Source organism: Paraburkholderia tropica (assembly GCF_914484835.1).
GTDB lineage: Bacteria > Pseudomonadota > Gammaproteobacteria > Burkholderiales > Burkholderiaceae > Paraburkholderia > Paraburkholderia tropica_A.
Map to the genome: position 1 here is coordinate 323,959 of NZ_CAJZAR010000062.1, position 14,196 is coordinate 338,154.

16 protein-coding genes are annotated in these 14,196 nt (G+C 63.4%); 13 read left to right on the forward strand and 3 right to left on the reverse strand.

Features of this window, described 5'->3' with window-relative positions; genetic code table 11:
- The 7 genes from gspI (at position 1) to LDO54_RS22525 (ending at position 6,259) form a co-directional block, all read left to right on the forward strand.
- A complete protein-coding gene (gene gspI / locus LDO54_RS22495) occupies positions 1–399 on the forward strand; it encodes a type II secretion system minor pseudopilin GspI (RefSeq protein WP_224012865.1) in 399 nt (132 codons plus the stop codon).
- Positions 377–1,063, forward strand: a complete 687-nt coding sequence (locus LDO54_RS22500; protein ID WP_224012866.1) for a PulJ/GspJ family protein — start codon at positions 377–379, stop codon at positions 1,061–1,063. The genes gspI and LDO54_RS22500 overlap by 23 nt, the downstream gene beginning before the upstream one ends.
- A gap of 2 nt (positions 1,064–1,065) precedes the next feature.
- Positions 1,066–2,169: a type II secretion system minor pseudopilin GspK gene (gene gspK / locus LDO54_RS22505; protein WP_224012867.1), complete on the forward strand. Its 1,104-nt coding sequence runs from the start codon at positions 1,066–1,068 to the stop codon at positions 2,167–2,169.
- Between the two features lie 208 nt (positions 2,170–2,377).
- Complete coding sequence (locus LDO54_RS22510) at positions 2,378–2,542, forward strand: hypothetical protein (protein ID WP_224012868.1); 165 nt, start codon at positions 2,378–2,380, stop codon at positions 2,540–2,542.
- A 196-nt stretch (positions 2,543–2,738) separates the two neighbouring features.
- Positions 2,739–3,296, forward strand: coding sequence for a sorbitol dehydrogenase family protein (locus LDO54_RS22515; RefSeq protein WP_224012869.1), 558 nt, complete (start codon positions 2,739–2,741; stop codon positions 3,294–3,296).
- A gap of 13 nt (positions 3,297–3,309) precedes the next feature.
- Positions 3,310–4,911, forward strand: a complete 1,602-nt coding sequence (locus tag LDO54_RS22520) for a GMC family oxidoreductase (protein WP_224012870.1) — start codon at positions 3,310–3,312, stop codon at positions 4,909–4,911.
- Between the two features lie 10 nt (positions 4,912–4,921).
- A complete protein-coding gene (locus LDO54_RS22525; RefSeq protein WP_224012871.1) occupies positions 4,922–6,259 on the forward strand; it encodes a cytochrome c in 1,338 nt (445 codons plus the stop codon).
- A gap of 70 nt (positions 6,260–6,329) precedes the next feature.
- On the opposite strand, the gene LDO54_RS22530 is transcribed toward LDO54_RS22525, so the two are convergent.
- Positions 6,330–6,827, reverse strand: a complete 498-nt coding sequence (locus LDO54_RS22530) for a GNAT family N-acetyltransferase (RefSeq protein ID WP_224012872.1) — start codon at positions 6,825–6,827, stop codon at positions 6,330–6,332.
- A 116-nt stretch (positions 6,828–6,943) separates the two neighbouring features.
- Between LDO54_RS22530 and LDO54_RS22535 the strand changes: the two genes are divergently transcribed.
- Positions 6,944–7,894: a LysR family transcriptional regulator gene (locus LDO54_RS22535; RefSeq protein ID WP_224012873.1), complete on the forward strand. Its 951-nt coding sequence runs from the start codon at positions 6,944–6,946 to the stop codon at positions 7,892–7,894.
- A gap of 9 nt (positions 7,895–7,903) precedes the next feature.
- Here the strand turns inward: LDO54_RS22535 and gcvA are convergent, their stop codons facing one another.
- Positions 7,904–8,815 carry a transcriptional regulator GcvA gene (gene gcvA, locus LDO54_RS22540; RefSeq protein WP_224012874.1) on the reverse strand — a complete coding sequence of 304 codons (912 nt, stop codon included), beginning with the start codon at positions 8,813–8,815 and terminating at the stop codon, positions 7,904–7,906.
- A 147-nt stretch (positions 8,816–8,962) separates the two neighbouring features.
- Here gcvA and LDO54_RS22545 point away from each other — a divergent pair, with 147 nt between their 5' ends.
- The 5 genes from LDO54_RS22545 (at position 8,963) to LDO54_RS22565 (ending at position 13,503) form a co-directional block, all read left to right on the forward strand.
- Positions 8,963–9,805, forward strand: coding sequence for a DMT family transporter (locus tag LDO54_RS22545; protein WP_224012875.1), 843 nt, complete (start codon positions 8,963–8,965; stop codon positions 9,803–9,805).
- The gene (locus LDO54_RS22550) at positions 9,763–10,287 is read left to right on the forward strand and encodes a GFA family protein (RefSeq protein WP_224012876.1); all 525 of its coding nucleotides are present in this window, start codon (positions 9,763–9,765) and stop codon (positions 10,285–10,287) included. The genes LDO54_RS22545 and LDO54_RS22550 overlap by 43 nt, the downstream gene beginning before the upstream one ends.
- Positions 10,288–10,370: 83 nt before the next feature.
- Positions 10,371–11,375 (forward strand): hypothetical protein, encoded by a 1,005-nt coding sequence (locus LDO54_RS22555; protein ID WP_224012877.1) that lies wholly within the window; start codon positions 10,371–10,373, stop codon positions 11,373–11,375.
- 271 nt (positions 11,376–11,646) lie between these two features.
- Complete coding sequence (locus LDO54_RS22560; protein ID WP_224012878.1) at positions 11,647–11,955, forward strand: hypothetical protein; 309 nt, start codon at positions 11,647–11,649, stop codon at positions 11,953–11,955.
- Positions 11,956–12,219: 264 nt separating this feature from the next.
- The gene (locus tag LDO54_RS22565; RefSeq protein WP_224012879.1) at positions 12,220–13,503 is read left to right on the forward strand and encodes a hypothetical protein; all 1,284 of its coding nucleotides are present in this window, start codon (positions 12,220–12,222) and stop codon (positions 13,501–13,503) included.
- A 45-nt stretch (positions 13,504–13,548) separates the two neighbouring features.
- Here the strand turns inward: LDO54_RS22565 and LDO54_RS22570 are convergent, their stop codons facing one another.
- Positions 13,549–14,163 carry a carboxymuconolactone decarboxylase family protein gene (locus LDO54_RS22570; protein ID WP_224012880.1) on the reverse strand — a complete coding sequence of 205 codons (615 nt, stop codon included), beginning with the start codon at positions 14,161–14,163 and terminating at the stop codon, positions 13,549–13,551.
- Positions 14,164–14,196 lie beyond the last annotated feature (33 nt).

Below are 14,196 nucleotides of genomic sequence, written 5' to 3' on the forward strand. Positions count from 1 at the left end.
ATGCGTGCATCCAAACGTTTCAATCGACACGCACGCGGCTTCACAATGATCGAAGTGCTCGTCGCGTTGGCGATTATCGCGGTGGCGCTCGCGGCCTCGCTGCGCGCGGTCGGCAATCTCGCGTCGAGCGATGCCGAATTGCATCAGCGCATGCTCGCGGGCTGGAGCGCGGATAACGCGCTGACGCAATTGCGCCTCACGCACGCATGGCCGCCGCTCGGCGTACGGCAGTTCGACTGCTCCGAAGGCAATCTCGCGCTGATGTGCACGCAAAGCGTGAGCACCACGCCCAATGCGCAATTCAGGCGCGTGGAAATTTCGGTGACGACACCGGGCCACAAGGGCACGCTCGCACAAATCATGACGATGCTCGACGATGAAAACAACCGCTCGCTTTAAACACCGCGCCGGCGTGCGCAAGCGAGCGCGCGGCTTCACGCTGATCGAATTGATGGTGGCCGTGGCGATCCTCGCGGTGGTCGCTGTGTTGTCGTGGCGCGGACTCGACGCGATCGCGCGCGGCCGCGATGCCATCTCGCGTTCGATGGCGGATGAACGCGTGTTCGCGCAGTTGTTCGACCAGATGCGTATCGACGCGCGGCTCGCGGTATCCGACGATGAAACCGGCGGCAGTGCGATTGCCGCCGACCGCTCGGGCTTGCAGATCGTGCGCACGTATCCGATGGCGCCGGGGCACGCGCCGCGTCTCGAAGTCGTGCGCTATCAGGTGTCCAATGGACTCGTGACGCGTTATGCGTCGCCGCCGCTCGGCAATTTCGGGCAAGTCCGTCGCGCGATGCGCAGCGGCGCGGACAGCACATGGAGCGCGGTGCCGCTGATGAATGGCGTCGGCGAAATTCAGGTGCGCCTGTACGTGCCGCCAACCGGATGGACGACGCAAATGGCGGACGTGCGCAACGCCATCGCGACCAACGACAACAATCTGACGATTCCGCAACTCGCCGCCATGCCGCTGCCACGCGCGGTGACGGGCTTCAAGGTCAGCATCGGTTCGTCGTCGCTTGCGCGGCCCATCGACCGTGCATTCCTCGTGGGAGAGTGACGATGCCGACACGCATTCCCATTCGATATCCCCGCAAAAGACGGCGCGAAAGCGGTGCGGCCATCATCACCGCGCTGCTGGTGATGACACTCTCGGCGATCATGGTGTCGGGCATTCTCTGGCGCGAACAGGTGCAGGTGAGGCGCATCGAAGATCAGCGATTGATCGTGCAGGCGCAATGGGTCGCGCGCGGCGCGCTCGACTGGACGCGCCTGATCCTGCATACCGAGGCCGACACGATGCCGACCGCCACGTATCTCGGCGGCCTGTGGAGCACGCCGGTCGCGCGCACGCGCCTGAGCCACTTCCTCGGCGGCATGGAGGGCGAGGGCAGCGGGCAGGTCGGATCGACGTGGTTGTCGGGCACGGTCGAGGATGCGCAGTCGCGTTTCAATCTGCGCAGCCTCGTGTCGAACCCGTCGCCCGGCGTGCTGCAGGTGAATGCCACGCAACTGGAGGCGTTCCAGCGGCTGCTGCAGGTCCTCGGCATCAACCAGCAGCTGGCGAGCAAGACGGCCTTGTATGTGCGCTCGGGCCTCTCGCATTCCGCCACGCGCTTCGAGAACGCGAGCACGTCGGGCGGTGCGGCGGCAACGGCGCAAAGCTCGCCCGCGCAAGACGACGAGTACACCGATAACCCCGGCATCGACGACGATGACGACGACGATCATCGCGCCACGGCATCGCTGCTGATGACCGATGTGAACGCGCTGCTCGACATTCCCGGCTTCACGCCCGCCGCCGTCGCGCGCCTGCGCCCGTTCATTACGGTGCTGCCGAATGCGACGCCGGTGAACATGAACACCGCGAGCGCGGAGGTGCTGACCGCCATCGTGCCGGGCATGACGCTCGCGAAAGCTCAGACGTTTGTCGCCGCGCGCCAGACGGTGTTCTTCCGCAACATGAGCGACGTGACGCTGGCGCTGCAGGCGGCGGATGTGGACGGCGTGTCGCTCGATTCGTCGCTGTACGACGTCACGACCAGCTACTTTTTCATTCACGGCAGCGTGCAGCAGGAGCGCGCGGAAGTCGACCGGACCACGCTCGTGTGGCGCGATCCGCTTGTGCACAAGACGCGCATCGTGCGTGTGCAGGACGCGCCCTGATGGCGATGCGCGGCGATTCAGGCGCTCGTCGCGCGATAAATGAAAGGAAAATGCAAGCGCGGAAGGTTTGGTAAGTAGTTCCGTTTCTCGCTTGATGATTGCGATTTCGTCCACGCGCCTCGCGCGTATGCTGATCCAACAACAAAGGACGTCACGACTCCCTTTCTAACAGGCTATCCCCGTGTTTCGAACTATCGCTGGTCTACGGTTGCGTAGGCTTTTCCTGCTGATTGCAATCGCCTCTATCACCCAGCTCCAGGGCTGCTCGTCGACGCTCGGCAATATCGCGCTCGGCTTCGGGCTGGGCACCGTCGGCACCGTGAGCGCGCTGGGCTGCGCATTGACCTGCCAGGGCGGGGACCCCGGCTGGTAAGACGGCGGCTTGCGGGAGACGCGCAATCGAAATGGCATTTGGCGCTTTGGCGGAATTGCACTACGCTGTTCTGTAAGCAGGAGTGCGCCAATTCGCCACATCGAGTACACTGCACGCGTTTTTAACCAGTTAGTACAGATTTGCCGATTCGAGTGAAGCGCCGCAGAGCGCGCCGGACGCGCAATCTGGAAACGTGATGACGTCTCCACAGCAATCTCCGTCCCAGCCGTTCGCGCCTTCGCGGCGGCAATTTCTGATCGGCACGACCGTGCTCGCCACGCTGAGCGTGGCCGGTCTCGGCGCGATGGGCTCCATCGCCGCCGCCCATGCGCAGGCCGCCGCGGCCAACGCGGATGCCGACTTCTCCGCTTTCATCAAGCTTTCGCAATACCTGACCGGCAAGACCGCGCTCGACGTTGAAATCGGCCGCGCGATTCTCACCGGACTGAAGGGTGACGACGCGAACGCGAGTGCGATCATCGCACAGCTCAACGACTTCGTCGCGCGCACGAATACCCCTGCAAATGGCCTGCAATCGGTGCTGGACGCCTCGCAGCCCGCGCTCGCCAAACTGCCGAAGAAGGTCATGACGGCGTGGTATCTGGGTGTGGTCGGCAGCGGCAAGAACGCGCGCACCGTCGCCTACGAACAGGCGCTCATGTATCCGCCGATCGCGGATGTCATCGTCATGCCGAGCTACGCGCGCGGCGTGCCTGGTTACTGGGCCAAGCCCCCAGTGCTGTCCCACTCCTGATCCCCGCATTCCCATGGCAACGAACCATTCCGCCGACGTCGTGATCGTCGGCGCCGGCATCGCGTCCGGTCAGATCGCACAGAAGCTCGCCAAGGCGGGCATCGACGTTCTCATGCTCGAAGCGGGGCCGCGCATCGAGCGCTGGCGCATCGTCGAAAATTACCGGAATAGTCCATTTAAGTCGGATTTCCAGTCGCCGTATCCGCCCACCGAGCACGCGCCGCATCCGCAGTATTCGCCGGCCAACGACTATCTCGTGCAGCGCGGCCCGGAACAGTACAAGGCGGGCTATCTGCGCATGGTCGGCGGCACGACGTGGCACTGGTCGGCGCAGTCGTGGCGTCTGCTGCCCAACGACATGAAGCTGAAAACGCTCTATGGCGTGGGCCGCGACTGGCCGATCAGTTACGACGATCTCGAACCGTATTACTACGAGGCCGAAGTGGAAATGGGCGTGGGCGGTCCCGAGGATCTCGGTTCGCCGCGCTCGAAGCCGTATCCGCATCCGCCGCTGCCGCTCTCGGACTTCGACCAGAAGTTCAAGGACGTAGTCGAGAAAGCGGGCTACAAGCACGTGACCGAACCGGCCGCGCGCAATACCGCGCCGTTCGACGGCCGTCCCGCATGCTGCGGCAACAGCAACTGCATGCCGATCTGCCCGATCGAAGCGCAATACACGGGCGAAACCGCCATTCGCAAGGCCGAAGCCGCAAAGGCGCGCCTGCTGCCGAATGCCGTGGTGTATCGCATCGAACACGATGAAAACGCGCGCATCGTCGCGGTCCATTACAAGGACCCGGACGGCAATACGCAGCGCGTGACCGGCAAGATTTTCGTGCTGGCGTCGAACGCGATCGAAACGCCCAAGCTCATGCTGATTTCGAAAAGCGACAAGTTCCAGAACGGCATTGGCAATAGCTCGGACCAGGTGGGCCGCAACCTGATGGACCACCCGGGCACGACCGTCACGTTCCTCTCGGCGGAACCGATGTGGCCGGGCCGTGGCCCGATGCGCCTTTCATGCATCAACAATTTGCGCGACGGTGCATTCCGTTCGGAATATTCGGCGATGAAACTCAACGTCGGCAATTATTCGCCGATGCGCGCCGTGAGCGATTATCTGATTTCAAAGGGCGTCTACGGCGCGGAACTCGACGAGAAGATTCGCGATTACGCCTCGCGCTGGGTGGTGGTGAACAGCTTCTTCGATATTCTGCCGGACCCGGAAAACCGCATTACGGCGAGCACCGAATTCAAGGACAAACTGGGCATCGCGCGTCCCGAAGTGCATTACCGCATCGACGATTACATCAACCGGGCGGCGAAGGTCGCGCGCGGTCATTACGCCAATATCGCGAACCTGTTTGGCGGCACCGAAGTGCGTTTCGACGATTCGTACTTCAACAACAATCACATCATGGGCACGCTCATCATGGGCGACGATCCGCGTGATTCGGTGGTCGACAAGGATCTGCGTTCGCACGATCACGAGAATCTCTTCATCGCGTCGAGCGGCACGATGGCGAGCGCGGGCACGGTGAATTGCACGCTCACGCTTTGCGCGCTGTCGATGCGTCTCGCCGACAAGCTGATCGACGAAATGAAACATGCTTGAGGCGCGCGCGATGAAACTGACCCACAAGATCAACACGAGCCCGCGTTCAATCTTCAGCGTATTGCGCAAATGGCTGCCTGCCAGCGCGCTGGCCTTGAGCGGCGTGCTGACCGGCACGCTCGCGCACGCGGCCAGCGCCAGCGACGAGGCCGCGCTCGTCAAGCGCGGTGAATATCTCGCGCGCGCGGCGGATTGTATTGCCTGCCATACGTCGAACAAGGCGCAGCCTTATGCGGGCGGCGTGCCGTTCGATCTGCCGTTCGGTACGATCTATTCGACGAATATCACGCCCGATAAAACGTATGGCATCGGCAATCTGAGCGATGCGGACTTTATCGGCGCGGTGCGCGAAGGTAAATCGAAGGACGGCAAGCGCCTGTATCCGGCGATGCCTTATACGTCCTATACGCAGCTGACCGACGACGACATTCTCGCGATTCGTGCGTATCTGCGCACGATTGCGCCGGTCGCGAAAGCGACGCCCGCGAATACGCTCGGCTTCCCGTTCAACCAGCGCTGGGCAATGGTGTTCTGGAATCTCTTCAATTTCGATTCGGGCCGCTTCCAGCCCGATCCCGCGAAGAGTGCCGAATGGAATCGCGGGGCGTATCTGGTGGGCGCGCTCGCGCATTGCCAGGAGTGCCACACGCCGCGCAATTTCATGCAGGGTCTGTCGAGCCAGTCGCTCGCGGGCGCGCAACTCGGCAACTGGACGGCGTATAACATCACGCCCGACAACGTTGCAGGCATCGGCGGCTGGAGCGACGCGGAGCTGATCGCGTATCTGCGTGACGGCGCGGTGCCTGGCAAGGCGAATGCGGCGGGTCCGATGGCCGAAGTCGTCGAGAACAGCACGCGCTTTCTCTCGGATCAGGATCTGCGCGCGATGGCGACGTATCTGCGCACGGTGCCCGCGCAGAATAACGGCATGAGCGCCACGAACCTGCCGCGTTATGGCTGGGGTTCGCCGATCCAGAGCGTGAGCGCGTTGCGCAATCAGCCGCTGACCGTGCTCGGCGCGGGTGGCGCTGCCGATGGCCGCACGCTGTTCAATGCCAATTGCGCGAGCTGCCACGGCTGGCAAGGCTCGGGCGTGGGCGGCAAGGACGCGGGCGCGTATCCGTCGCTGCTGCATAACAGCAGTGTGGGCGCGTCGAACGCCGACAATCTCACGATGGTCGTGCTGCACGGCGTGAGCCGTCAGACCAATGCGGGTCATGTGGCGATGCCGGCATTCAAGGGCGAACTCAGCGATAGCGAAATTGCGACGCTGGTGAATTTCGTCACGACGCAATTCGGTAATCCGTCCGCGACGATCACGGCGGATAAAGTCGCGAAGATGCGCTGAAGCGTGTTTTAGCGCGACAAAAAAAGCGGGCCTCGGCCCGCTTTTTTTTCGAGTGATCCATTCACTCGTTTTACGCTTCGATCTCCGTCGCCGCGACGGCGAGCGTTCGAATGGCCTCGCCTTCAAGGCGATAGCGAATCCATTCATCCTGCGGTTTCGCGCCGAGCGATTGATAAAACTCGATAGCCGGCGTGTTCCAGTCGAGCACGCTCCATTCGAAGCGGCCGCATCCCTTTTCCACCGCGATACCGGCGAGATGCTGCAACAGGCGTTTGCCCGCACCCTGACCGCGCGCGTCGGGTGAAACGTAAAGGTCTTCCAGATACAAACCGGATTTGGCCTGCCACGTCGAATAAGAAAAGAAATACACGGCGTAACCGACGGCCTGGTCGTCGAGTTCGCAGATCAGCGCCTTCGCGGGCGATGCATCGTTGAATAACGAGGACGTAATGGTTTCCGTGGTCGCGGCGACCTGATCTTCGGCCTTTTCGTAAATCGCGAGTTCGGTAATGAAGCGAAGAATGAGGGCCGCGTCGTTTGCGGTCGCGGGCCGGATTGTCAGTGCCATGGCGGTATAAACGGTTCCAGATAAACAATGAAGCTGCAAAACGATCAGCAGGTTGACGATGGTAGTCGATATCCGATCTGCGTATACTGCATTGTTGTCATCATGGATTGAACAGTATGCATCGTGATCTGCGCCGGCTCGACCTGAACCTGCTGCTGGTTTTCGACGCGCTCGTGCGCCATCGCTCGGTGACGCTGGCCGCGGAAGAGCTGGCGATGAGCGCGTCGGCGCTGAGTCACGCGCTGGCGCGGCTGCGCGACGCGCTCGCCGACGAATTGTTCGTGCGCATCGGCAATGAAATGCGCCCGACGGCCACGGCGGAAGGCATGATGCGCCCGATTGGCGAGGCGCTCGATTTGCTGCATGCGGGCCTCGCGCCCGCGCGCCAGTTCGATCCCGCCGCGAGCGAGCGCACGTTTGTTTTCGCCGCCACCGATTACACGGCGTTCGCGATGCTGCCCGCGTTTATCGCGAGAATGCAGGACGTCGCGCCCAAACTGCGCTTCAAGATCGTGTATTCGCGCGGACGCGAGTCCGCCGACGAACTCGCTTCGGGCCGTATCGATTTTGCGCTGGGCTATGACGAGGAAGCGCTGCCCTTGCCCGCAGGTGTCGAAAGCGCCGACTGGTTTTCCGACGACTATGTGGTGATCGCGAGCCGCGAGCATCCGTCGATTCGCCGCAAGCTGAGCATGGCGCACTATCTCGCCGCGCAGCACGTGGTGGTCACGCCGTGGGACGAGTCGCGCGGCGCGATCGATCGGGTGCTCGACCGGCTCGGCGTGGCGCGCGAAGTGGCGGTGCATTTGCCGAGCGTGCTGGTCGCGCCGTTTATCGTCGCGCGCTCGAATTTGCTGATGACGGTGCCGCAGCGCGCTGCGTTGATTCTGCGCGACGCCGCACCGGTCGAGATCTTTCCCACGCCGTTTGCCGCGCCGCGTTATACGCTGAAAATCTATCAGCACACGCGGCACGCGGGCACGCCCGCGCATCGCTGGATACGCGATCAATTGCTGCAAACCGTGCCGGATTCGCGCGGGTCGAAGACGCGCAAGGCGCGCGCCTGAGTGACGATTTCAGCGCTTCGTGCCGCGAACCTGTGCCCCCATCCCCTCGCGTTCGAGCCACGCGCGGAACAGCAGCACGCGTTCGTCGTCGGCCTTTTCATCGGCGACATAGGTGCAATAGCTGCGTGACGGCAAACGCGGCCCCGCGAACGGCGTGACGAGCCGGCCGGCCGCGAGATCGTCGGCGACCAGCGCGGTCGGGCCCATCGCAATGCCGATGCCGTCGATCGCGGCCTGCAAGGTCAGATAGAAGTGATCGAAGGTCAGCGTGGCGGCGGGCGTCAGCGCGGGAATCTGCGCGCTCGCCAGCCAGTCGGGCCAGAGCCTCGGCAGACTCGACGTATGCAGCAAGGTATGCGCGCGCAAGTCGGCGGGCGTACGCAGCGGCGCGTGCCGCAACAGCGCCGGGCTGCAGACCGGCAGCCGCTCCTCGGTCAGGAACGGGCGCATCGCATAGCCGTAAAACGTGTCCGGGCCGCCGCGAATGATCACGTCGTAACCGTCCTTGAGGCTCTCGGGCGGCTCGTTCGAGGTCTCCACCTTCACCTCGATATCGGGGTGCTCGGCGCGGAATTTCGCGAGCCTCGGCACCAGCCAGCGCAAGGTGAACGTGGCGAGCGAACTCACGGTCAGCGTGCGGGGCACCGCGCGCGGCGCGCCGTAACGCGCCGTGGCCTGCGATAGCTGCTCGAACAACGGGCCGATTTCGTCGAGATAGACCTGCGCCGCGGGCGTCAACTGCACGCGCCGGTTCAGCCGCTCGAACAGCGGCGCGCCCAGCCATTCTTCCAGCAGACGCACGTGCTGGCTCACCGCGCCGGGCGTCACGTGCAATTCCGCTGCGGCGTCCTTGAAACTGCCGAGCCGTCCCGCGGACTCGAAAGCGCGCAGGGCGTTCAACGGGGGCAAGACGGGTTTCATTCGGATGAGTTTATCTGGCGCGAAACCGCAATTTATCTGGTTTGTTGGTCGCGGACAAGATAGTTATTCTTGCTGCTTCATGGCGTTGATTCACTGCGCCGATTCAAGCCCCTTGCCGCCTTTTACGTCCTTTCAATCACCACGCCCATGCTCAGTTACACCGGCGGTATCGTGCTGCTCGCCGCCATGCTCCACGCGACCTGGAACGCGATGCTGCACGGCAACCGTGACCGTTTTTTGTCGATGACGTGGATGAGCATCGCCATCGCGACCTGCGCGACGCTCGTGATCGTCGCGAACCCGCTGCCCGCGAGCGCGTCGTGGCCGTATATCGTCGCGTCGGGGCTCGTGCATTTCTTCTACAACGTGAGTCTCGTGCGCTCGTATCGACGCAACGATCTGGCGCTCGCCTATCCGATCGCGCGCGGTTCGTCGCCGCTGCTCGTGACGCTCGGCGCGGCGCTGTTCGCGCACGAGGCGATCGGCCCCGTGCATGCGCTCGGGATCGTGATGATTTCGGGCGGCATCTGCGCGATCGCGTTGATGGGCCGCCACGTTTCGCGTTCGGGCGCGCTGGCCGCGCTGACGACCGGCGCGACGATTGCGCTTTATACCGTGATCGACGGCATTGGCGTGCGGCTGTCCGATGGTCAGTCGGTGGCCTATACCGCGTGGATGTTCCTGTTTTACTGGCTCACGCCGCTCTACTTCGTCGCGATGCGCGGCGTCGCGCCGTTGCGGCGGTCGTTGCGCGACGAGCCGATGGCGCTCGGCACCTCGGTCGTCGGCGGCCTGGTGTCGATCGCGGCCTATGGCATCGTGATCTGGGCGCTGCAGTCGGGCGCCATGGGGGCGGTATCGGCGTTGCGCGAGACCAGCGTGGTGTTCGCGGTGCTGATCGGGCGCGTGTTTCTACGCGAAACGGTGAGCGCGTCGCGCTGGATCGCTTGCCTGATCGTGGCGTCGGGCGCGGTGTGTCTGGGGCTCTAAAAATTGCAAATGACTTTCAGCCGGGAGAATGTTTCAACATGATTAGCGATCCGAATAATCTGAAAGCGCAATGCCATTGCGGCGCGGTGCGTTTCGAAGTGAAACTGAGCGACGGTTTCAATTCGATCCGCCGCTGCAATTGCTCCTATTGCCGGATGCGCGGTGCCGCTGTCGTCGCGGCCGCAACGGACGGCATCCGGTTTCTGCAAGGCGAGGACGTGCTTACGCGTTATCGCTTCAATACCGGCGTCGCGCAGCACTTTTTCTGTTCGCGCTGCGGCATCGCTACGCATCTTCAACGTCGGTCGAGTCCGCAGCATTACGCGGTAAACGTGGCGTGTCTCGAAGGCGTCAGCCCGTTCGATTTCGCCGAAGTGCCGGTCACGGACGGCATCCATCATCCGGGCGACACAGGAGAGCCCGCACGCCAGGCGGGCGTGATGCGCTTTATCGCGCAGGACCAGGCGCGGGCGTCACACTGAAGTAACAATCGGTAAATTGCATGTCGGCGCACTGAAATCGCGCTGCCGTAGAATCGCTCGCGCTCAATTGCCTCTTTTCTACGATGCTCCGCTCTTTCGAATCGATTGCGCGTCGCGGCACACGCTGGCTCGCCGCCGCGCTGGCGTTGCTCGCCGGCTGTTACGTGCCGCTCGCGCACGCCGAATGCCGCCCGACCGCGAATCCCGGCGTGCTGGTGCTGCCGCTTTCGCCTGTGCAACTCTCGGTGCCGCTCAATGCGCCGGTGGGAACGCCGGTCGGCTCGGCCCACGTGGCCGCGCTCAACGACCTGCCCTTCACGTGCAGCGGCCCGGACAACGCACGCGAATTGCGCGTGTACGCGCCCGCCGACACGAGTTCGGGACTCGGCAAGGTCTACGCGACCAACCTGCCCGGCATCGGGTTCAGGATCGTGACGCGAGGCGGCAGCTTCGCGGGCATCGACGATGGTCCGCGCGACGCGGCGTATCGCGTCACGCTGCCGCCTCATGCGGCGCACCTCACCGGTTTTGCCGCCGATATCCAGTTCGTCACGACCGGCGCGAGCCGAGGTGGCGTGCTCGCGCCGGGCAAACTGGCGAGTGTGTTGATCGGCGGGAACGATTTCATCGACGTGACGGTGCCGGAGAACGCCGTCGTGATCGACGCGATGCAATGTGCGCCGGTCTCGGTGAACGGCGAGATGTCGGCGGGCGTGGGCACGATGGGCTCGTTTACGCAGGAGGCCGCCGTGATCAGCACGGGCTGCGGGCCGGTGGGCGTGAGCCTCGCGATTGGCGTGGGCCAGGGCTACGTGTATGGCTCGCATCCGTCGCTGAACGCGAATGCGGCCCCCGCCCATCACGCGCACGATGCGCACGAAGCAGGCGGTTTCGCCGCGCTGGACGCGGCGCACGGCCCGGGCGCGGCAGGTTTGACGATCACGCGCAGCCGCAACGCGGCGCGCGCGTCGACACTCGACGACAGCCAGTCGGACAGCACCGAGACGGGCGCGACGCAAGGTTCGAGCGGTGGCGGCTGGTCCGGTGGCAGTTTCGGCGCGGGCGGTGGGGGCGGTATGCGCCGCTGAGCGTTTAGCGATGGGTTTTCACGGTTTTCTTGCGGATTATGAATGGCGCGGGCGTGCGTCGAATGCGCGTCCGCCGATCGCCGGGCGTGGTTTTCGGCGATCAGCAAAGCCCTGGTCGGATCGCCGGGGCTTTTTTTCATCGACGTCCGAATACATTCTCGACGCTTCGTTATGAAGAATTGACTCGCCGCTGAGATAGAATCGGCGTCGGCCAGGCATGCCGTATGAATCTGGGGACAATGAACCGTATTCGAAGTGTGAGGGAGAAGATATGAAGAAGGACAGGCTCGTGGCATTCGCGCTGATCGCTGCTGCGTTGTCGCTCGAAGGCTGCGCTTCGGTGGCCGAAAAAAATACCGACCAGTGCGTGGAAAAAATGCAGACGTCCGCGGAGCCCGCGCTCGTTTCGGTCAGCGACAAGCGGCCGTCGGCGGATGGCCGCACGGTCACCGTGAGCGGCATGATGGAAGACCGGCGCACGCAGTCGCTCGTGCCCGCGCAGTTCGAATGCCAGTTCAAGGGCAAGGTCCTGACCGGCTTCCGCTGGGTCGCGCCCGCCAATTTCGCACCGCAGCATTGAGCACGTTCTGAATGCGCACCGGGCGTTCAGACGCGCCCGCGCGCCGTGCGTTGCCGAAAAGCCCAGGCCTGACCGCCTGGGCTTTTTCGTATCCGCAAACGTTATCGCGACGCGCGTGACAGCTGATTGAATTCAATTCGTAATCGTTCGTAATGCTGCGTGTAACCTGTGAAAGTTTTGGTCGACCTACACTCCAGCGTTTCCGCGTTGGTCTGTCGTCGGTTTCATTCGGCTGCGGGCATTTGAATTCATTACCGAGGTCGCATGCAATCCGAACCCAAAGCCATTTTCCTGCACACCGGCTATCGCACCGCGGGCACATGGTTATGGTCCTGTTTTCGCAATCTCGATCAGGTGACGGGGTACTACGAACCGCTGCATGAAATGCTCGCGGCGATCGACCGCGACATGCTCGACAAAAGCACCGCGAGCAGTTGGCGTTCGGGCCACCCGAATCTGGAAAGCCCGTATTTCGCTGAATTCGCGTATCTGCTCGATGGCGATCAGCCCGGCATCGCCGGCTACGAAGACATCTTTTCGGTGGATAGCTTTTCCGGCGAAGCGCCCGAAGCCGCACCGCGCATCGTCGATTATCTGAACACGCTCACGCGCCATGCGACCGCCGAAAAGCGCGTGCCGGTTTTCAAATTCTGCCGCTCGTTGGGGCGTCTCGACTGGTTCTACAAAACCTTTCCCGACGCCGTGCATATCGTTGTCCTGAAGAATCCGATCACGCAATGGCAATCGTGCTGGGAATTGCTCGCGAAGCATCGCAACGCGCACTTCGTCGCGATTCCGTTTGCCGTGCTCGACATGAACCGCCACGTGCCGCTCGCGCGCAAGGTGATGGAAGCGCTGCGGATCGACTTGCCGGAAGTGCCTGAGGTGACGGAGAGCGGCGAGGGCATCACGCTCGAAGCGCGTCTGTCGTTCTTCAAGGATTACGTGGCGAAAATCGATCCCGCCGATGCTTATCGCGGCTTTCTCGCGCATTGGCTGTTGACGCTGCGGCACGCGTTCACGTCGTCCGATGCGGTATTCGATTGCGATCTCGCCGCGCGCTCGCCGGTTTATGCGCAGGCGGCGGAGCAATGGATCGCGAAGATGTCGGGATTGAATCCGTCGTTCGGCAGCGTGCAATCGGCCGATGGTCCGCGTCAAAGCGGCTTCGACGCGGCGCGCGGTCTGGAGATTCACCTCGACGCATTGGCGCTGTCGCGCGAGCTTGCCGAATCGGGCGAGATCAACGCGGACACGCAATCGTTCTGGACCAGCAAGCTCGCGCAAGCGACTCAGGTGCTCGCCTTCGGTCCCAATGTGAACTGGCCGCACAGCGTGGTGCCGCTGCATCGTTCGACGCGTGTCGTGGATATCGCGCTGATCGACGGTATCGCCGCGGACTCTGCGCTGGTGAATGAACTCGCCGCCACGCGCAGCGCGCTCGAAAGCGCGAAGCAGCAGGTGAAGGCGCTCAAGCGCGCGCCGTTGCGTCGGCTCGGCACGAAGATGCGCAAGATCTTCGCACCGAATTCGCGTCGCGCGGCCTGAATCGCGCGACGTTACGCGCATTGCGTACGCGCATTACGTACGCGTTTACGCGCGCGTGTCGCGAAACGCATCCGTGACATGCAGCGTATGCGCGTAGACCGCGCCCGCGCGCAGCACGACGGCAATCGCATACGCTTCGTTCAGCGCGTCGGGGTGCGCATCGGCGGCTAATGCCTGTGCGTGCAGCGCCTGGCGACGCGCGTCGTTGGACTGCGCATAAGCCACGGCTGCCGCGGTGATCCATACCAGCGGCGCGTCGATCGCATCGGTGGCGAACACCGATTGCGCGAACGCGAGGCGCGCCTGCGCGACGGACATGCCGCGAACGGCGGCTTCATCCTCGATCGAGAGCGCGCCGTGCGTGACGCTCAGCGTGCCTTCGCCGATCGATTCCAGCGCCGCGCTCACATAGCTCACGGCCAGCGCTTCGGCTTCGGTCGCGCCGCATTGGCGCGCGAGCGCCGCGTGATGCTCGATGCAGAACGCGCAGCGCGTGATCTGCGCAATCGCGACCGCCACCAGATGCTTGTCCTTCTCCGACAATCGGCCCGCGCGCCAGACCGGCGCGGACAGCGCGCGAAAGGCTTTCGGGCCGGCGTGGCGGCGTTCGAGGGCGCCCACGATGCGGGCTTCGTCGTCGTGTGTGCGGGATTCGCTCATCGAAATTGACTCGGTAAAAGTGATCGGCGCAAG